This window comes from Streptomyces sp. NPDC026062 (genome assembly GCF_055568375.1).
In genome coordinates this window covers 1-17,669 of sequence record NZ_JBVHOQ010000069.1, presented here as the reverse complement: position 1 = coordinate 17,669, position 17,669 = coordinate 1, and the positions used below count along the sequence as shown (strand labels likewise).

The following is a 17,669-nucleotide window of genomic DNA, read 5'->3' as shown; positions in this document are numbered from 1 at the left end:
CGTACATCCCCCCCACCCGGCCCCGCGCCCGTCCGGCCGGCCGGGCCCGGCCGCCCCCAAACAAAACCCCCCGCCAAAACCCGCCCCCCCCCCCCCCCCCCGCCCCCCCCCCCCGACTGCACTGTATGAACTGCGGGGTGCTCTCAGTCCTTGTCGGACTTCAGAGCCTCCATGGCCCGCTCGGTCACATCCGTGACCTTGCCGAGCGCGGAGATGGTGACCACCAGGTCCTGCGACCTGTAGTAGTCGATGATCGGCTCGGTCTGCGTGTGGTAGACCTCCAGCCGGGTGCGGACCGTCTCTTCGCTGTCGTCGTCGCGCTGGTACAGCTCACCGCCGCAGGTGTCGCAGACACCCTCGGCCTTCGGCGGGTTGTACGTCACGTGGAACACGTGCGCGCTGTCGTTGCGGCAGATCCGGCGGCCCGCGATCCGCTTCACGACCTCGTCCTCGGGTACTTCGAGATCGAGGACCGCGTCCAGCTTTACGCCCTCGTCCTTGAGCATCACATCAAGGGCTTCGGCCTGACCCACGTTGCGCGGGAAGCCGTCGAGCAGGAAGCCGTTGACCGCGTCCGGCTGGGACATGCGGTCCTTGGCCATCCCGATCGTGACCTCGTCCGGCACCAGCTGTCCCGCGTCCATGTAGGCGCGGGCCTGCTTGCCAAGGTCGGTGCCCTGGCTGATGTTGGCGCGGAAGAGGTCGCCCGTGGAGATGTGCGGAATCGACAGGTTCTTGGCAAGGTACGCAGCCTGCGTTCCCTTGCCGGCACCCGGCGGGCCGACGAGGACGATTCGCATCAGCGGAGGAACCCTTCGTAATTGCGCTGCTGGAGCTGACTCTCGATCTGCTTCACGGTCTCCAGACCCACACCCACGATGATCAGGATGCTCGTCCCGCCGAACGGGAAGTTCTGGTTCGCGCCACCGAAGCCTGCCAACGCCATCGTCGGCACAAGAGCGATCAGACCCAGGTACAGCGAGCCCGGCCAAGTGATCCTGTTGAGCACGTAGCTCAGGTACTCGGCAGTAGGTCGACCAGCCCGGATACCCGGGACGAAGCCACCATACTTCTTCATGTTGTCGGCGACTTCCTCGGGGTTGAACGAAATCGCCACATAGAAGAAGGCGAAGAAGACGATCAACAGGAAGTACGTCGTCAGGTAGTACGGGTGGGTGCCCTTGACGAAGTGGTCCTGGATCCAGGTCGCCCAGCCCGCGGTGGAGTTGGAGAACTGGACGATCAGGGCCGGGATGTAGAGCAGCGAAGAAGCGAAGATGACGGGGATCACACCCGCCTGGTTCACCTTCAGCGGGATGTACGTGGACGTACCACCGTACGAGCGGCGTCCGATCATGCGCTTCGCGTACTGCACCGGGATACGGCGCTGGGCCTGCTCGACGAAGACGACGAGGGCCACCATCACGAAGCCGATCAGGATGACGGTGCCGAACTCGATCCAGCCGTCGGCGAGCTTGCCGCTCGTCTTGATGGCCCAGAGGGCGCTCGGGAAGCTGGCGGCGATCGAGATGAACATCAGGATCGACATGCCGTTGCCGATGCCGCGGTCGGTGATGAGCTCACCGAGCCACATGACGGCGGCGGTGCCGGCGGTCATCGTGATCACCATGACGACCGTGGTGAACATCGACTGGTTCGGGACGATCTGGTCGGCGACCGGGCAGCCGCTGAAGAGCGCACCGCTGCGGGCGGTGGCCACCAGGCCGGTGCCCTGCAGGATGGCGAGTGCGACCGTCAGATAACGCGTGTACTGCGTGATCTTTGCCTGGCCGGACTGCCCCTCCTTCTTGAGCGCCTCGAGTCGGGGAATCACCACGGTCAGCAGCTGAAGAATGATGCTGGCCGTGATGTACGGCATGATGCCGAGCGCGAAGATCGTGATCTGCAGCAGTGCACCACCGCTGAACATGTTCACCAGGCCGAAGAGGCTGTTGTTGCCCTTGCCGGCCTGATCAACACAGGTCTGGACGTTCTCGTAGCTCACTCCCGGTACAGGGATGTGCGCCCCGAGTCGGTAGAGCACGATGATGCCGAGCGTGAAGAACAGCTTCTTGCGCAGGTCGGGCGTCTTGAACGCCCGGGCGAACGCGGTGAGCACGGTGCCTCCTGCGACCCCCGCGCAATGCGTAGAGGTGACGGTCTTGAGGATCGACGAATACGTAACAGTCAAAGGTCCCCGGGCGCTTGCGCCCAGGGGGATATCACAGCAACGGAGGCCACCTTACCGGCGTACATGCCCCCCTAGGAACGACCAACCGGGGATGCCCCATATGAGAGGCATCCCCGGTCGGATGTTCAGGCCACCGAATGGTCCGAGTTGTCTCAGACGAGCTCGGTGACGGTGCCGCCGGCAGCGGCAATCTTCTCCTTGGCGGAGCCGGAGACGGCGTCAACCGAAACCTGCAGCGCCACGGAGATCTCGCCCTGTCCGAGGACCTTGACGAGGTGGTTGTTGCGCACAGCGCCCTTGGCGACCAGGTCGGCCACCGTGACCTCTCCACCCTCGGGGTAGAGCGTCGCGAGCTTGTCCAGGTTCACGACCTGGTACTCGGTGCGGAACGGGTTCTTGAAGCCCTTGAGCTTCGGGAGACGCATGTGGAGGGGCATCTGGCCACCCTCGAAGCGCTCCGGAACCTGGTAACGGGCCTTGGTGCCCTTGGTACCACGACCAGCGGTCTTACCCTTGGACGCCTCACCACGACCCACACGGGTCTTGGCGGTCTTGGCACCCGGGGCAGGCCGGAGGTCATGCGCCTTCAGCGGCTTGTTCTCCGCCATGTCAGTCGACCTCCTCAACCGTCACGAGGTGGCGGACGGTGTGAACCATTCCGCGGAACTCGGGGCGGTCCTCCTTGACAACCGAGTCGTTCAGGCGCTTGAGCCCGAGCGAACGCAGGGTGTCGCGGTGGTTCTGCTTGCTGCCGATGTACGACTTCGTCTGCGTGATCTTGAGACGGGCCATTACGCACCCGCTCCCGCACGCGCACGAAGCAGAGCCGCGGGGGCGACGTCCTCGAGGGGCAGACCGCGGCGGGCCGCGATCTCCTCGGGACGCTGCAGGCCCTGGAGGGCCGCCACGGTCGCGTGCACGATGTTGATCGGGTTCGAGGAACCGAGCGACTTCGACAGGATGTCGTGAACGCCGGCGCACTCCAGAACGGCGCGCACCGGGCCACCGGCGATCACACCGGTACCGGGGGAAGCAGGCTTGAGCAGAACGACGCCCGCAGCCTTCTCGCCCTGGATCGGGTGAGGGATGGTGCCCTGGATACGCGGAACCTTGAAGAAGTTCTTCTTGGCTTCTTCCACGCCCTTGGCAATGGCCGCGGGAACTTCCTTGGCCTTGCCGTAACCGACACCGACGGTGCCGTCACCATCGCCCACCACGACCAGCGCGGTGAAGCTGAAGCGACGACCACCCTTCACAACCTTGGCGACACGGTTGATCGCGACGACGCGCTCGACGTACGCGGTCTTCTCGGCGGCAGCAGCGCCGCCGTCACGGCCCTTCCGGTCCCGCCGCTCGCCGCCACCGGCACCGCTTCCGCGGCGCTGGGGTCCAGCCATTGGATTTACCTCTCTCTGTTACGTCCGCTGTGCGTAGGAACCGGGGCTTAGAACTTCAGCCCGGCTTCACGGGCGGCGTCAGCCAGAGCGGCAATCCGCCCGGCGTACTGGTTACCACCGCGGTCAAACACGACGGCCTCGACGCCTGCGGCCTTGGCACGCTCGGCGACCAGGGCGCCGACCTGCTTGGCCTGGCTGCTCTTGTCGCCCTCGCCACCACGGATGGAGACGTCCAGGGTCGACGCCGACGCGAGCGTGTGGCCCGCGATGTCGTCGATGACCTGAGCCACCATGTGGCGGTTGGAACGCGTCACAACCAAGCGCGGACGCTCCGGCGAACCGGAGATGTGCTTGCGGACGCGAATGTGGCGACGCTTGAGGGCTGCGCGCTTGTACGCGTCGCCCTTGGCGATCTTTACGCCGTATGCCATCGCTACTTACCAGCCTTTCCGACCTTGCGGCGGATGACCTCGCCGGCGTACTTGACGCCCTTGGCCTTGTACGGGTCAGGCTTCCGCAGCTTGCGGATCTTGGCCGCAGTCTCGCCGACCTTCTGCTTGTCGATGCCCTCGACGGTGAACTTCGTGGGGGACTCCACCTTGAAGGTGATGCCCTCCGGGGCCTCGATCAGGATCGGGTGGCTGTAGCCCAGGGCGAACTCCAGGTTGGAGCCCTTCGCCTGGACGCGGTAACCGACACCACTGATCTCGAGCGCCTTGATGTATCCCTGGGTCACACCGGTGATCATGTTCGCCACCAGCGTGCGGGACAGGCCGTGAAGGGCCTTGTTCTGACGCTCGTCGTTCGGGCGGACGACGTTCAGGACGCCGTCCTCACCCTTGGTGACCTCGATCGGCGACGCGACGGTGTGCGAGAGGGTGCCCTTGGGCCCCTTCACCGCGACCGTGCGGCCATCGATGGTGACGTCCACACCGGCGGGAACCTGGATGGGGAGCTTGCCGATTCGCGACATGAGCTATTCCTCCGTTCCCGACTACCAGACGTAGGCGAGGACTTCCCCACCTACGCCCTTCTTGCTGGCCTGCTGGCCGGTCAGGAGACCGTGGGACGTGGAGATGATCGCCACGCCCAGGCCGCCCAGAACCTTCGGCAGATTGGTGGACTTTGCGTATACACGCAGACCCGGCTTCGAGATTCGCTTGATGCCGGCGATCGAGCGCTCGCGGTTCGGGCCGAACTTCAGCTCGAGGACGAGGTTCTTGCCAACCTCGGCGTCCTCGACCTTCCAGCCCGTGATGAAGCCCTCCTGCTGGAGGATCTCCGCGATGTGCGACTTGATCTTGCTGTGCGGCATCGTGACGTCGTCGTGATACGCCGAGTTCGCGTTACGCAGACGCGTGAGCATGTCTGCGATGGGATCAGTCATGGTCATGAGTTGGCCTTCGGCCTCTCTCGCCGGGGTTTCCTGTATGCGCCATCCCTCTCCCCACTCAGAGGCGGGACGGGTGCGGTGCGGGGACCTACGGCGTAGTAAGTCGGTCTTGGGCGGCAGGCGCCCAACCCCACAAGCCTACGGCATGTGAGGGCGGGCTCCTGCCGACCAGATGCTTACCGAGAGTCTCCGGTGATTCCCAACGCCCAAAGGGCGAAGGAGAATTACCAGGAGCTCTTGGTCACGCCCGGCAGCTCGCCACGGTGAGCCATCTCACGAAGGCACACGCGGCACAGGCCGAACTTGCGGTAGACGGAGTGGGGCCGGCCGCAGCGCTGGCACCGGGTGTAACCCCGGACGCCGAACTTCGGCTTGCGGGCGGCCTTAGCGATCAGAGCCTTCTTCGCCACGGTCAGTTCTCCTTGAACGGGAAGCCGAGGTGACGAAGGAGGGCACGACCCTCGTCGTCATTGGTCGCCGTGGTGACCACGGTGATGTCCATGCCCCGGACCCGGTCGATCTTGTCCTGGTCGATCTCGTGGAACATGACCTGCTCTGTGAGACCGAAGGTGTAGTTGCCACGGCCGTCGAACTGCTTCGGCGACAGGCCGCGGAAGTCACGGATACGCGGAAGCGCGAGCGACAGCGTACGGTCCAGGAACTCCCACATGCGGTCACCACGGAGGGTGACGTGGCAGCCGATCGGCTGCCCCTCGCGCAGCTTGAACTGCGCGATCGACTTGCGGGCCTTGGTGACGGCCGGCTTCTGACCGGTGATCGTGGTGAGGTCGCGCACGGCGCCATCGATCAGCTTGGAGTCGCGGGCGGCGTCGCCCACACCCATGTTGACCACGATCTTGACCAGACCGGGGATCTGCATGACGTTCTCGTACGAGAACTCCTCACGCAGCTTGCCGGCGATTTCCTCGCGGTAGCGCGTCTTGAGACGCGGCGCAGTGGTGGTAGTCATCAGATGTCCTCACCGGTGCGCTTGGCAACGCGGATCTTGTTGCCCTCGTCGTCAAAGCGGTAGCCGACGCGAGTAACGACCTTGTTGCCGTCCTTCTCAACAACCAGCTGCACGTTGCTGACGTGGACGGGGGCCTCGGTCGTCACAATGCCACCGGTCTGCGAACCGCGAGCGGTCTGACCGGCCTTCGTGTGCTTCTTGACCCGGTTGACACCCTCGACGAGGACGCGGTCCTGAGCAGGGTAGGCAACGATGACCTTGCCCTGCTTGCCCTTGTCCTTACCGGTGATGACCTGAACCAGGTCGCCCTTCTTGATCTTCATGCTTACAGCACCTCCGGCGCGAGCGAGATGATCTTCATGAACTTCTTCTCGCGCAGCTCACGGCCCACCGGGCCGAAGATACGGGTGCCGCGGGGGTCGCCGTCGTTCTTCAGAATGACGGCGGCGTTCTCGTCGAAGCGGATGTACGAGCCATCCTGACGACGACGCTCCTTGACGGTGCGAACGATGACGGCCTTGACGACGTCACCCTTCTTCACGTTGCCACCGGGGATCGCGTCCTTGACGGTGGCGACGATGACGTCACCGATGCCCGCGTAGCGGCGACCCGAGCCACCGAGAACACGGATGGTGAGAATTTCCTTCGCACCCGTGTTGTCGGCGACGCGCAGTCGCGACTCCTGCTGGATCACGTCTATCTCCTGATCGTCTGCCGGTTCCCGGCGGGGGCCGCTCCGTTGAAGGAGCGGACCCCACCGAGCCTGGCGGAACCTGCCTGAGGGGAATGCCCCTCAGGAATTACTTGGCCTTCTCGAGGATCTCGACGATGCGCCACCGCTTCGTGGCGGACAGCGGCCGGGTCTCCATCAGGAGGACGCGGTCGCCGACGCCGGCGGCGTTCTGCTCGTCGTGAGCCTTGAGCTTGTTCGTACGGCGGATGACCTTGCCGTACAGCGCGTGCTTGACGCGGTCCTCGACAGCGACGACGACGGTCTTGTCCATCTTGTCGCTGACGACCAGACCCTCACGGGTCTTGCGGAAACCGCGGTCGGTGTTCGTCTCAGTCACAGTCTTCTCGCTCATCAGACGCTCTCCACCGTCTCGATGCCGAGCTCGCGCTCACGCATCAGGGTGTAGATCCGGGCGATGTCCTTACGGACGGACTTGAGCCGGCCGTGGTTCTCGAGCTGTCCGGTCGCCGCCTGGAAGCGGAGGTTGAACAGCTCTTCCTTGGCCTCGCGGAGCTTGTTGAGGAGCTCCTCGTTGCCCAGCTCGCGCAGCTCGGACGTCTTGGTACCGGCCGACATCACGACTCACCTGCCTCGCGCCGAACAATCCGGCACTTCATCGGAAGCTTGTGAGCAGCGCGGGTGAGCGCCTCACGAGCAATCTTCTCGTTCGGGTAGGACAGCTCGAACATCACCCGACCCGGCTTGACGTTCGCGATCCACCACTCGGGAGAACCCTTACCGGAACCCATGCGGGTCTCGGCAGGCTTCTTCGTCAGGGGACGGTCCGGGTAGATGTTGATCCAGACCTTGCCGCCACGCTTGATGTGACGGGTCATCGCGATACGAGCGGACTCGATCTGACGGTTCGTCACGTACGCCGGGGTCAGCGCCTGGATGCCGTACTCGCCGAACGCAACCTGCGTGCCACCCTTGGACATACCGCTGCGCTTCGGGTGGTGCTGCTTGCGGTGCTTGACCCTACGGGGGATCAGCATTTCGGTCAGGCCTCCGTTCCGGTGCTCTCAGCCGCCGGAGCAGCGGCGGTCGCCTCGGCCTTGGGGGCCTCGGCGGCCGGAGCCGACTGCTGCGGCTTGCGGCCGCGACCGCCACGCTCGCCACCGCGGCCACCGCGGCCGGCCGGACGGTCAGCGCCGCCACGGGCCGGGCGGTTGCCCGCGCGGGCAGCAGCGTTCTCGGCGCGGACCTCGGCGATGTTCTTGACGTCGCCCTTGTAGATCCAGACCTTCACGCCGATGCGGCCGAAGGTCGTCTTGGCCTCGAAGAAGCCGTAGTCGACGTTCGCACGGAGGGTGTGCAGGGGCACGCGGCCCTCGCGGTAGAACTCCGAGCGGGACATCTCGGCGCCGCCGAGGCGGCCACCGCACTGGATCTTGATGCCCTTGGCGCCGGCCTTCATCGTGCTCTGCATGCTCTTGCGCATGGCACGACGGAAGGAGACGCGGGAGGAGAGCTGCTCGGCGACGGCCTGGGCCACCAGCTGAGCGTCCACCTCGGGGTTCTTGACCTCGAGGATGTTCAGCTGGACCTGCTTGCCGGTCAGCTTCTCCAGCTCGCCACGGATGCGGTCGGCCTCGGCGCCGCGGCGGCCGATGACGATGCCCGGGCGGGCGGTGTGGATGTCAACGCGGACGCGGTCGCGGGTGCGCTCGATCTCAACCTTCGAGATGCCGGCTCGCTCCATGCCCTTCGTCATCATGCGACGAATGGCGACGTCTTCCTTGACGTAGTCCTTGTACAGCTTGTCGGCGTACCAACGGGACTTGAAGTCCGTGGTAATGCCGAGCCGGAACCCGTGCGGGTTTACCTTCTGGCCCATTACCGGGTTCCTTCCTTGCTGCTGACGACCACGGTGATGTGGCTGGTCCGCTTACGGATCCGGTAGGCACGGCCCTGAGCACGCGGACGGAACCGCTTCAGGGTCGGGCCCTCGTCCACGTACGCCTCGCTGATGACCAGCGAAGAGGCGTCAGGGTGGTCGTAGTTGTGTGCAGCGTTGGCGATGGCGCTGTCAAGCACCTTGCCAACCGGCACGCTCGCGGCCTGCGGGGCGAAACGCAGGACCGCCTGAGCCTCCGTGGCATCCATGCCACGGATGAGGTCCACCACGCGGCGGGCCTTCATGGGCGTGACGCGGATGTACCGCGCCTGGGCCCTGGCTTCCATGGTTGTCCCTTCGGTGTGAGTCATAGTCGTTTCCACCCCGCGCTAGCGGCGCTTCGACTTCCGGTCGTCCTTGACGTGGCCGCGGAAGGTGCGAGTCGGCGAGAACTCGCCGAGCTTGTGGCCGACCATCGACTCGGTGACGAACACCGGGACGTGGATCTTGCCGTTGTGCACCGCGATGGTGTGACCCAGCATGGCCGGGATGATCATCGAGCGACGGGACCAGGTCTTGATGACGTTCTTGGTGCCAGCTTCGTTCTGGACATCCACCTTCTTGACGAGGTGGCCGTCGACGAAGGGCCCCTTCTTGAGACTGCGCGGCATCTAAACCCGCTCCTAGCGCTTCTTGTTCGTCTTGCGGCGGCGGACGATGTACTTGTTCGATGCCTTCTTCGGCGAACGAGTACGACCCTCCTTCTGACCCCACGGCGAGACCGGGTGACGTCCACCGGAGGTCTTGCCTTCACCACCACCGTGCGGGTGGTCAACCGGGTTCATCGCGACACCGCGGACGGAGGGGCGAACGCCCTTCCAGCGCATGCGGCCGGCCTTGCCCCAGTTGATGTTCGACTGCTCGGCGTTGCCGACCTCGCCGATCGTGGCGCGGCAGCGGGCGTCGACCAGGCGGATCTCACCCGACGGCATACGAAGGTGGGCCATGGTGCCCTCCTTCGCCAGCAGCTGCACGGAGGCACCCGCGGAACGGGCGAACTTCGCGCCGCCGCCGGGCCGCAGCTCGATGGCGTGGATGGTCGTACCGACCGGGATGTTGCGCAGCGCCAGGTTGTTGCCGGGCTTGATGTCGGCGGCCGGGCCGTTCTCGACACGGTCGCCCTGAGCCAGGCCACGCGGCGCGATGATGTAGCGCTTCTCGCCGTCCGCGTAGTGCAGGAGCGCGATGCGCGCGGTGCGGTTCGGGTCGTACTCGATGTGCGCGACCTTGGCCGGCACGCCGTCCTTGTCGTGACGACGGAAGTCGATCACGCGGTAGGCGCGCTTGTGGCCACCACCCTGGTGGCGAACGGTCACACGACCGGTGTTGTTACGGCCGCCCTTGCTGTGCAGGGGGCGGACCAGCGACTTCTCCGGCGTGGACCGCGTGATCTCGACAAAGTCGGCGACGCTGGAGCCACGACGGCCCGGGGTCGTCGGCTTGTACTTGCGGATACCCATTTCTCAGTCCTCGTCCGATTCCGGACGACTCGACCTCCGCTAGGAGGTCGGGCCGCCGAAGATGTCGATACGGTCGCCCTCAGCGAGGGTCACGATGGCGCGCTTGGTGTCAGCGCGCTTGCCGAAACCGGTCTTGGTGCGCTTGCGCTTACCCTGACGGTTGATCGTGTTGACCCCGGTGACCTTGACCGAGAAGACCGCTTCCACGGCCTGCTTGATCTGGGTCTTGTTGGAGCCGGGCGCGACGATGAACGTGTACTTGTTCTCGTCGAGCAGCGCGTAGCTCTTCTCCGAAACAACCGGCTTGACGAGAACGTCACGCGGGTCGGAGTAGGTCTTGCTGGTAACGGTCGCCTCACTCATCAGGCGTCGCTCCCTTCGGTCTCAGCGGTCTGGGGGCCAGACACGAAGGACTCGAAAGCGGCCTGGGTGAAGACCACGTCGTCAGAGACGATCACGTCGTACGTGTTCAGCTGGCCCGGCTCCAGGATGTGCACCTGGGGCAGGTTGCGCGCGGAGAGCCACGCGGCCTCGTCGTTGCGGTCGACGACCAGGAGCACGTTCTTGCGCTCCGAGATCTTGCCGAACAGCGACTTGGCGGCCTTCGTGGAGACTCCACCCTCGACCACGCCGGTGACGACGTGGATGCGGGAGTGACGCGCCCGGTCGGAGAGGGCACCACGCAGGGCGGCGGCCTTCATCTTCTTCGGGGTGCGCTGCGAGTAGTCACGCGGCTGCGGGCCGTGGACGACGCCACCGCCGACGAACTGCGGCGCGCGGGTCGAACCCTGACGCGCGCGGCCGGTGCCCTTCTGGCGGTAGGGCTTGCGCCCACCACCACGGACCTCGCCGCGGGTCTTGGTCTTGTGCGTGCCCTGACGGGCAGCTGCCAGCTGCGCGACAACGACCTGGTGGATCAGCGGAACGCTGGTCTTCGCGTCGAAGATCTCCGCGGGGAGCTCGACGGTACCGGCCTTGTCGCCTGCCGGCGAAAGGATGTCAATGGTGCTCATTACCTCAAGCCCCCTTGGCCGCGGTACGGACCAGGACGAGGCCGCCGTTCGGACCGGGGACCGCGCCCTTGATGAGGAGCAGACCCTTCTCCGCGTCAACCGCGTGGATGGTCAGGTTCTGGGTGGTGACGCGCTCGTTACCCATCCGACCGGCCATGCGCATGCCCTTGAAGACACGCCCAGGGGTGGCACAGCCACCGATCGAACCGGGGGAACGGTGCTTGCGCTGGACGCCGTGGCCGGCGCCGAGGCCCTTGAAGTTGTGACGCTTCATGACACCGGCGAAGCCCTTGCCCTTGCTCTTGCCCGTGACGTCGACCTTGACGCCGGACTCGAACACCTGGGCGGTGATCTCCTGGCCCAGCGTGTACTCGCCGGCGTCAGGGGTGCGGAGCTCCACCAGGTGGCGGCGCGGAGTCACGTCGGCCTTGGCGAAGTGACCCTTGAGGGGCTTGTTCACCTTGCGCGGGTCGATCTCGCCGAAGGCGATCTGGACCGACTCGTAGCCGTCGCTGTCGTTCGTACGAACCTGCGTCACGACGCACGGACCGGCCTTGACGACGGTCACCGGGACAACCCGGTTGTTCTCGTCCCAGACCTGGGTCATACCGAGCTTCTCGCCCAGGACGCCCTTGATGTTCTTGCTCATCTCGGCCCGTCCCCTCAGAGCTTGATCTCGATGTCGACGCCAGCCGGAAGGTCGAGGCGCATCAGCGAGTCAACCGTCTTCGGCGTGGGGTCGAGAATGTCGATGAGGCGCTTGTGCGTGCGCATCTCGAAGTGCTCGCGAGAGTCCTTGTACTTGTGCGGCGACTTGATGACGCAGTACACGTTCTTCTCAGTGGGCAGCGGCACCGGGCCCGCGACCGACGCACCAGTGCGGGTCACCGTCTCGACGATCTTCTTCGCCGAGGAGTCGATGACCTCGTGGTCGTAGGCCTTGAGCCGGATGCGGATCTTCTGTCCCGCCATGGCTACTAGTAGTCCTGTCTCTCGTTAACGCTCTGGAACCCGGGGTTCTCGTAACTCCGCCTCCGACCCACGCGGTCGGGCGTGTCGCATCCCCTCTACGCAGAAGTCCCGAAGGATTTCCCAACCAAGGGGGTGCGGGCCTGAGACCGCGATGCCGGGGGTGAAACCCCACCGGGCGCCTGGCCGGTGCCACACATACGCTTCCCGAAAGATTCCCGTACGTCCGGCCCTTACAGGGCCGACGAGTACTGTGGGACTCGCTTCCGGTCCTCCCGGCGGGAGGCGCGCAGCATTGACACTCAACCGAGCAACCTGGTCAGTGTGCCATACGGGGCACGAGCCTGGCCAATCGGGCCGGAAATACTACCCCCCGCGCTGCCGTGGTCAAACGCGGGCACGAATCGTGTGGGCCGGCCCGTGCTCCCTGCCGCGATATTCGGTCGAGCGCCGCACTCCCCCGCCCCTAGTGTGACCGGCCGGGACGGCGACTCACGGGGGACTCACGGGGGCACGGAACATGCGTACGCACTATCCACGGACTCCGCATCTGCCCTGGTCGCCCGGGGCCACCTCGGACGACGTGCGCCTCGCCGACCTCGCCGGGCTGACCGGCTCGGAGGTGGTCGTCACCGAGAAGCTCGACGGCGAGAACACCACGCTGTACGCGGACGGGCTGCACGCCCGCTCCCTCGACTCCGCGCACCACCCCTCCCGAGGCTGGGTCAAGGCCCTCCACGGACGGATCGGCTCCCGCATCCCGGCAGGGTGGCGGATCTGCGGCGAGAACATGTTCGCCCGCCACTCGATCCCGTACGACGGTCTGTCGAGCCACTTCTACGGTTTCTCCGTCTGGGACGGTGACGTCTGCCTGGACTGGGACCGGAGCGTCGGCTTCCTGCGTGACCTGGGGATCCCGACACCGCCCGTGCTGTGGCGCGGCGTGTTCGACGCGCGGGCCGAGAAGGCGTTGCGCGCGCTGAGGCCGGACACGGTACGCCAGGAGGGCTACGTCGTCCGTCCTGCCGAGGGCTTCCCCGCCGCGGCGTTCAGGCGCCGCGTCGCGAAGTGGGTGCGGCCGGGCCACGTGAACACGGACACGCACTGGATGCACGCGGCGGTGGTGGAGAACGGGCTCGGCCCGGCCGCCGCCCTGTGGGCCGTGCGTTCGGGCGCCCCGGTGGACCCGTCGGCACTGGCGGTCGCGGTGGGCGCCGGGCCGGGCGACGCGGCCACGGCCCCCGCCGCAGCCACCGGTCCGGGCGACGCGGCGGCGGCTCTCGCGACGGCCGATGCCCTGGACGCGCTGGGCAGCACCGGCGACGACCGGCTGGCCGGGGTCCTCGCCGCCCTGCTGCACCGCACCCGCCGGGCCGCCCTCGCACCGGCGCTCGCCGGGCCGCTCGGGATGCCGGTCGCCCGGCGGACCGCGGACCTGGCCGGCCTGTACCCCGCACTGCACCGCCCGTACCCGGACGAGGAGCGCCGGGGCGGCCTGGCCAGGATGTCCCTCGCCGCCGACCTCACGGTCCTGCACGCGCTGGCCGGCGTGCTGGCCGGGACGCCCGAGGCCCGGGAGCAGGCGGAGTGGTCGGCCCTGCACGCGGCGGACGTGACGGAACCCTCCGGTCTGTCCGAGGCCTTCACCGGTCTGGAGCCGGACACCGCCGCCCGCTGCCTGGCGCAGGCCCGCGAGGCGTACGCGCTGGGCCGCCTCACCACCGCGGAGGAGGCGGTCGCCGCGACCTGGCGGTGGCGGGCCGGTGACTTCCCGCGCCTGGTCCATCTCTCCGGCCCCTCCGGGAGCGGCAAGAGCACCTTCGGCCGCGGGCTGCCGGCCACCGCCACGTACCTCTCCCTCGACGACCTGCGCGAGTCCCGCACGTCCCGCGCGGACCAGAGCGCGAACGCGGACGTCCTGCGCGAGGGGCTGCGGCGTCTGGACGCCGCCCTGGTCCCGGGCGCCACCGTGGTCTGGGACGCCACCTCGCTCAACCCGCACCAGCGCGGCCTGGTCCACACGATCGCCCGTCGCAGGGACGCCCTGGTCACCCACGCCGTGGCCTGGGTCGGCGCGGACGAACTCACCGCGCGCAACGCCCTGCGCAGCCACCCGGTGCCCCCGGAGGTCCTGGCCTCCCAGCTGCGCCGCTTCGACCCCCCGTATCCCGGCCAGGCCCACCGCACCTGGTACATCGGCACCAGTGGAACCGTGGAGGACGAGACCTGATGCGTACGAGCGAGGAGATCTACCACCGGGTCCGCTGGGACGCCCGGTTCGACCCGGCGCGCTTCGTGCTCGGGGTCGCGCAGCGCGGCCGGGACCCCAAGCGGGTGCCGCTGGAGCGGTTCACGCCGGGCGGCGACATCCCCTGGCACCGGGTGCTGTTCTTCGAGGCGGACGGCGAGGTGGTGTGGGACCGGTCCTCGGGCACGGACCGGATCGACGCGACGGACGCGGGACGGGTGCACACCGCGCGGCAACTGCCGTCTCCCGCCTTCGTCTCCCGTGTCCCGCACGCCTTCTCCCCTTCTACGGGCACCTGGGAACCGGCCTCCGCAGGACCCCCCGGCCCGTCCGCCTCCCTGACCGTCCTCACCTGGAACACCCTCTGGGACCGCTACGACAGCGACCGCATCGACACCGCCCGGCGCCGCCCGCTCCTGCTCGACGCGTTGCGCGCGGCGGACGCGGACGTCATCGCGCTCCAGGAGGCGGAGCCCGCGCTGCTGGAGCTGCTGCTGGGCTGCGACTGGATACGGGACGGGTACGTCCTTGCCTCCGACCCGGCCGGCCATGACGTACCGGACTGCGGTCTGCTGCTGCTCAGCCGGCTGCCCGTGAGCGAGGCGGCTCTTCATGTGCTGGGTCCGCACAAGGCCGTCGCCGCAGCGGTCGTCGAGACGGCCGAGGGACCGGTCACGGTGGCCGTGACCCACCTCAGCAGCGACCACTCCCCCGAGGGCGCCACCCGCCGCGCCACCGAACTGGCCGGCCTGGCAACGGGGTTGGCCGGTATCGAGGGCGAGCTCCTCCTCGTCGGCGACTTCAACGACGGCGGCGACCACCCGCAGACCCGGCTGGCGATGACGGACGCGTGGACCGAGGTACACGGCCCGGCCGACACCACTCCCACCTTCGACCCGTCGGTGAACCCCCTCGCCGCCGTCTCCTCCCTCTCCGGCCGCGTCTCCCGGCTGGACAGGGTCCTGCTGCGTACGGAACGGCTGCGCGCCCGGTCGGCGGCCCTGACCGGCGAGGTGCCCGACCCCGAGGGGCTGTACGTCTCCGATCACTACGGGGTACGGGTGGAGCTGGGCCCGCCACTGCCCACAGCGGTCGAAGACGTGACGGACCGGTCGGTCGAAGACGTGACGGACCGGGTCGCCGCCGCCCTCCCCGGCGCCCGCGTCCACGTCGTCGGCTCCCGGCGCATGGGCTGCGCGTCGGCCGGGGCGGACCTGGACCTGATCGCGGCGCTGCCCGGCGCCCCGGATCCGGCGGGGGTGCGCGCGCGGCTGACCGCCGCCTTCCCGGAGGCTCAGGGCCTGCGCGAGGTGTCCGGCGCCCGGGTGCCCGGCCTGCGCTGGCACCTCGACGGCCTCCGGGTGGACCTGGTCACCGTGGCGACCGGGGCCCTCACCCCGGCCGAGGCGGTCGCCCGCCGCTCCGAGCTGGGCGATGCGGCGGCGGTCGCGCTGAGCGCGGTGAGCGACGCCGATGCGGTGCTCGTGGCGGCGGAACCGTACCGGGAGGCGTTCGTCGCTCTCGCCCGGGACGTCAAGGCGTGGGCGGGCGCGAGGGGCCTGGACTCCGCGCCCTGCGGCGGGCTGCCGGGCCTGGCCTGGGCCGTGCTCGCGGCCCGTACCGCGCATGAGTCGGGCGCCCTGCCGCCGCGCGCGCTGCTCCGGCAGTTCTTCGCGACGTGGGCGATGTGGGACTGGGACGCGACGGTGGGCGGGGCGGCGCGGGACGGGGACGAGGCAGTCGGCCGGGCGGCGCGGGACGGGGACGAGGCGGCGGGCCGGGCGGCGGCGACCGCGTCCCCCGTCACCGTGCTGACCCCGACCGCCCCCGTGCGTTCCTGTACCACTCAGGTCTCCGTCGCCGGCCGCGATCTCCTCACGGCCGAGCTGTACCGCGCCTGGGAAATCCTGGAGGCCTCGGAGGACGGCACAGACCCGCGTCCGCTGCTGTGCGCGCCGCCGCGCCTCGCCGGCCTGCACCCGTCCTGGGCGCTGGCCTCCGTACCCCCGGGCGGCCCCGACGAGGGACGGCTGCGCGGCAGGCTCCTCGCCCTGTCCGCCGCGCTCGCCGAGGCGGGCGCCGCCGACTGCCGCATCTGGCCGCGCCCGCTGAGCGTCGGCGGTCGCACGGGGTACGCGATCGGGCTCGGCGCGACACCGCCGGACGCCGCCCGGCTGGCGGAGATCGGGGCGGAGGTACTGCGGGGGATCGGGGACGCGTCGCTGGCGCCGGTGCGTATATAGGGGGGTCAGTGCCGCCGGGCGGCGTACGGGACGAAGCCCGCCCACGCGTCGTCGCCGAAGGTGAGCTGTGGGCCGGGCAGGTTCTTCGAGTCGCGGACGTGCGTTGCGCCGGGGAGTGTAGCGACCTCGACGCAGGAGTCCCCTTCACTGCTGCTGCTGTAACTGCTCTTGAACCACTCCAGCTCGGAAGCGTCCCCGGCAGAGGTCTCGCGAATCATCTCTCCCAGCAGTTGCTCGATGAAAGCCAGCGACGACTCCCGAGGCATGCGGCCTCGGCCCAAAGGTGCGATCAGTCGGCGAAGCTGTGGGCCACGAAGCCCACCCAGGCATCCTCGCCGAAGGTGAGCTGCGGCCCGAACAGATTCTTCGAGTCGCGGACGTGCATCGCGCCGAAGGCTGTGGCGACCTCGACGCATTCGTTGCTGTTGCTGCTATCGCTGTAGCTGCTCTTGCGCCACTCCAGCCTGGAAGCGTCTCCGGCAGAGGTTTCGCTGATCATGTCTCTCCCAGCACGTGCTCGATGAAGGCCAGCGACTCCCGCGGCGTGAGAGCCTGAGCCCGGATGATGCCACACCGCAGTTCAATGATCCGGAGATGCTTTGGGTCTGAGACCGGACGGCTACCGAAGTCGCCCTCGGAGCGTCCCACCGCCGAACCGTCTGCGAACTTCAACACCTGCATCTCCCCGCCCATTCCGGCGTGATCGTCGCGGCCAGTCGGCATCACTTGAATCTCGACATTGCGCAACTGCCCGATTTCCAGAAGGTGTTCAAGCTGTCGACGCAACACCATTCTGCCCCCGAGGTGACGCCGCAGCGTCACCTCCTCCTGGACGAAGCTGAGCTCTGGCCCGGGCGAGCGCTCAAAGATGGCCTGCCGGGCCACACGAGCAGCTACCAGCCTTTCCACCTCATCCAGCGAGAAGGCGGGGCGACGCATACCGAACAGGGAACGCGCGTACTCCTCCGTCTGCAACAGGCCATGGAGGTTGTGGGTCCCGTACGCCGAAAGTTCGACCGCCTGTGCCTCCATCTTCGCGAGCTCCCGGATCTTCTTCGGATACCGGACCGCCGCCACATCCCGCTTCATCGCAGCGATCTTGCCGCCCGCGCCCAGCACGTCGTCGGACTTGTCCAGGAACTCCGGCCGGGGGAT

At 67.8% G+C, this 17,669-nt stretch carries 28 protein-coding genes; 2 read left to right on the top strand and 26 right to left on the bottom strand.

Features of this window, described 5'->3' with window-relative positions; translation table 11 throughout:
• Positions 1 to 143: 143 nt before the first annotated feature.
• The 23 genes from ACZ4LX_RS36160 to rpsJ all read right to left on the bottom strand — a co-directional run bounded on the left by ACZ4LX_RS36160 (position 144) and on the right by rpsJ (position 12,026).
• Entirely contained in the window at positions 144 to 800 is a 657-nt protein-coding gene (locus tag ACZ4LX_RS36160; protein WP_467651264.1) for an adenylate kinase, read from the bottom strand.
• Entirely contained in the window at positions 800 to 2,119 is a 1,320-nt protein-coding gene (gene secY, locus ACZ4LX_RS36155) for a preprotein translocase subunit SecY (RefSeq protein ID WP_467651265.1), read from the bottom strand. Before secY ends, ACZ4LX_RS36160 begins: the two co-directional genes overlap by 1 nt.
• Before the next feature lie 224 nt (positions 2,120 to 2,343).
• Positions 2,344 to 2,799, bottom strand: a complete 456-nt coding sequence (gene rplO / locus ACZ4LX_RS36150) for a 50S ribosomal protein L15 (RefSeq protein WP_018550610.1) — start codon at positions 2,797 to 2,799, stop codon at positions 2,344 to 2,346.
• Between the two features lies 1 nt (position 2,800).
• Positions 2,801 to 2,983: a 50S ribosomal protein L30 gene (rpmD, locus tag ACZ4LX_RS36145; RefSeq protein ID WP_003966943.1), complete on the bottom strand. Its 183-nt coding sequence runs from the start codon at positions 2,981 to 2,983 to the stop codon at positions 2,801 to 2,803.
• Entirely contained in the window at positions 2,983 to 3,588 is a 606-nt protein-coding gene (gene rpsE / locus ACZ4LX_RS36140) for a 30S ribosomal protein S5 (protein WP_018101216.1), read from the bottom strand. Before rpsE ends, rpmD begins: the two co-directional genes overlap by 1 nt.
• 47 nt (positions 3,589 to 3,635) lie before the next feature.
• Positions 3,636 to 4,019 carry a 50S ribosomal protein L18 gene (gene rplR, locus ACZ4LX_RS36135; RefSeq protein WP_018550612.1) on the bottom strand — a complete coding sequence of 128 codons (384 nt, stop codon included), beginning with the start codon at positions 4,017 to 4,019 and terminating at the stop codon, positions 3,636 to 3,638.
• A gap of 2 nt (positions 4,020 to 4,021) precedes the next feature.
• The gene (rplF, locus tag ACZ4LX_RS36130) at positions 4,022 to 4,561 is read right to left on the bottom strand and encodes a 50S ribosomal protein L6 (protein WP_376343654.1); all 540 of its coding nucleotides are present in this window, start codon (positions 4,559 to 4,561) and stop codon (positions 4,022 to 4,024) included.
• A gap of 21 nt (positions 4,562 to 4,582) precedes the next feature.
• Positions 4,583 to 4,981, bottom strand: a complete 399-nt coding sequence (gene rpsH, locus ACZ4LX_RS36125) for a 30S ribosomal protein S8 (RefSeq protein ID WP_018519291.1) — start codon at positions 4,979 to 4,981, stop codon at positions 4,583 to 4,585.
• A 224-nt stretch (positions 4,982 to 5,205) separates the two neighbouring features.
• Positions 5,206 to 5,391, bottom strand: a complete 186-nt coding sequence (locus ACZ4LX_RS36120; protein ID WP_003948630.1) for a type Z 30S ribosomal protein S14 — start codon at positions 5,389 to 5,391, stop codon at positions 5,206 to 5,208.
• A 2-nt stretch (positions 5,392 to 5,393) separates the two neighbouring features.
• Positions 5,394 to 5,951 (bottom strand): 50S ribosomal protein L5, encoded by a 558-nt coding sequence (rplE, locus tag ACZ4LX_RS36115; protein ID WP_018550615.1) that lies wholly within the window; start codon positions 5,949 to 5,951, stop codon positions 5,394 to 5,396.
• Positions 5,951 to 6,274, bottom strand: a complete 324-nt coding sequence (gene rplX / locus ACZ4LX_RS36110) for a 50S ribosomal protein L24 (RefSeq protein WP_018550616.1) — start codon at positions 6,272 to 6,274, stop codon at positions 5,951 to 5,953. Before rplX ends, rplE begins: the two co-directional genes overlap by 1 nt.
• Before the next feature lie 2 nt (positions 6,275 to 6,276).
• A complete protein-coding gene (rplN, locus tag ACZ4LX_RS36105; RefSeq protein ID WP_003966950.1) occupies positions 6,277 to 6,645 on the bottom strand; it encodes a 50S ribosomal protein L14 in 369 nt (122 codons plus the stop codon).
• Between the two features lie 106 nt (positions 6,646 to 6,751).
• The gene (rpsQ, locus tag ACZ4LX_RS36100; protein WP_073786784.1) at positions 6,752 to 7,036 is read right to left on the bottom strand and encodes a 30S ribosomal protein S17; all 285 of its coding nucleotides are present in this window, start codon (positions 7,034 to 7,036) and stop codon (positions 6,752 to 6,754) included.
• Positions 7,036 to 7,260: a 50S ribosomal protein L29 gene (rpmC, locus tag ACZ4LX_RS36095; protein WP_024494976.1), complete on the bottom strand. Its 225-nt coding sequence runs from the start codon at positions 7,258 to 7,260 to the stop codon at positions 7,036 to 7,038. Before rpmC ends, rpsQ begins: the two co-directional genes overlap by 1 nt.
• On the bottom strand, positions 7,260 to 7,679 hold the full coding sequence (gene rplP / locus ACZ4LX_RS36090) for a 50S ribosomal protein L16 (RefSeq protein ID WP_003966953.1): 420 nt from the start codon (positions 7,677 to 7,679) through the stop codon (positions 7,260 to 7,262). The genes rpmC and rplP overlap by 1 nt, the downstream gene beginning before the upstream one ends.
• Before the next feature lie 5 nt (positions 7,680 to 7,684).
• Positions 7,685 to 8,521, bottom strand: a complete 837-nt coding sequence (rpsC, locus tag ACZ4LX_RS36085) for a 30S ribosomal protein S3 (RefSeq protein ID WP_219569010.1) — start codon at positions 8,519 to 8,521, stop codon at positions 7,685 to 7,687.
• A complete protein-coding gene (gene rplV / locus ACZ4LX_RS36080; RefSeq protein ID WP_026290933.1) occupies positions 8,521 to 8,868 on the bottom strand; it encodes a 50S ribosomal protein L22 in 348 nt (115 codons plus the stop codon). Before rplV ends, rpsC begins: the two co-directional genes overlap by 1 nt.
• A gap of 42 nt (positions 8,869 to 8,910) precedes the next feature.
• A complete protein-coding gene (rpsS, locus tag ACZ4LX_RS36075) occupies positions 8,911 to 9,192 on the bottom strand; it encodes a 30S ribosomal protein S19 (RefSeq protein ID WP_015610726.1) in 282 nt (93 codons plus the stop codon).
• A gap of 12 nt (positions 9,193 to 9,204) precedes the next feature.
• Positions 9,205 to 10,041 (bottom strand): 50S ribosomal protein L2, encoded by an 837-nt coding sequence (gene rplB / locus ACZ4LX_RS36070; RefSeq protein ID WP_467651266.1) that lies wholly within the window; start codon positions 10,039 to 10,041, stop codon positions 9,205 to 9,207.
• A gap of 39 nt (positions 10,042 to 10,080) precedes the next feature.
• Positions 10,081 to 10,404 (bottom strand): 50S ribosomal protein L23, encoded by a 324-nt coding sequence (rplW, locus tag ACZ4LX_RS36065; RefSeq protein ID WP_014154589.1) that lies wholly within the window; start codon positions 10,402 to 10,404, stop codon positions 10,081 to 10,083.
• Positions 10,404 to 11,054, bottom strand: a complete 651-nt coding sequence (gene rplD / locus ACZ4LX_RS36060) for a 50S ribosomal protein L4 (RefSeq protein ID WP_018550621.1) — start codon at positions 11,052 to 11,054, stop codon at positions 10,404 to 10,406. The genes rplW and rplD overlap by 1 nt, the downstream gene beginning before the upstream one ends.
• A 4-nt stretch (positions 11,055 to 11,058) precedes the next feature.
• Entirely contained in the window at positions 11,059 to 11,703 is a 645-nt protein-coding gene (gene rplC / locus ACZ4LX_RS36055) for a 50S ribosomal protein L3 (RefSeq protein ID WP_147970455.1), read from the bottom strand.
• Between the two features lie 14 nt (positions 11,704 to 11,717).
• Entirely contained in the window at positions 11,718 to 12,026 is a 309-nt protein-coding gene (rpsJ, locus tag ACZ4LX_RS36050; RefSeq protein WP_003948644.1) for a 30S ribosomal protein S10, read from the bottom strand.
• A 517-nt stretch (positions 12,027 to 12,543) separates the two neighbouring features.
• On the opposite strand from rpsJ, the gene ACZ4LX_RS36045 reads away from it, so the two are divergent.
• Both ACZ4LX_RS36045 and ACZ4LX_RS36040 read left to right on the top strand, forming a co-directional pair.
• A complete protein-coding gene (locus ACZ4LX_RS36045) occupies positions 12,544 to 14,253 on the top strand; it encodes an RNA ligase family protein (protein ID WP_467651267.1) in 1,710 nt (569 codons plus the stop codon).
• A complete protein-coding gene (locus ACZ4LX_RS36040; protein ID WP_467651268.1) occupies positions 14,253 to 16,514 on the top strand; it encodes a poly(A) polymerase in 2,262 nt (753 codons plus the stop codon). The genes ACZ4LX_RS36045 and ACZ4LX_RS36040 overlap by 1 nt, the downstream gene beginning before the upstream one ends.
• Before the next feature lie 5 nt (positions 16,515 to 16,519).
• On the opposite strand, the gene ACZ4LX_RS36035 is transcribed toward ACZ4LX_RS36040, so the two are convergent.
• The 3 genes from ACZ4LX_RS36035 to ACZ4LX_RS36025 form a co-directional block, all read right to left on the bottom strand.
• The gene (locus tag ACZ4LX_RS36035) at positions 16,520 to 16,732 is read right to left on the bottom strand and encodes a DUF397 domain-containing protein (RefSeq protein WP_467651271.1); all 213 of its coding nucleotides are present in this window, start codon (positions 16,730 to 16,732) and stop codon (positions 16,520 to 16,522) included.
• Between the two features lie 71 nt (positions 16,733 to 16,803).
• Positions 16,804 to 17,013 (bottom strand): DUF397 domain-containing protein, encoded by a 210-nt coding sequence (locus tag ACZ4LX_RS36030; RefSeq protein WP_467651269.1) that lies wholly within the window; start codon positions 17,011 to 17,013, stop codon positions 16,804 to 16,806.
• The coding region (locus tag ACZ4LX_RS36025) for a DUF5753 domain-containing protein (RefSeq protein WP_467651270.1) at positions 17,010 to 17,669 on the bottom strand (660 nt) is incomplete at its 5' end. The genes ACZ4LX_RS36025 and ACZ4LX_RS36030, both read right to left, overlap by 4 nt.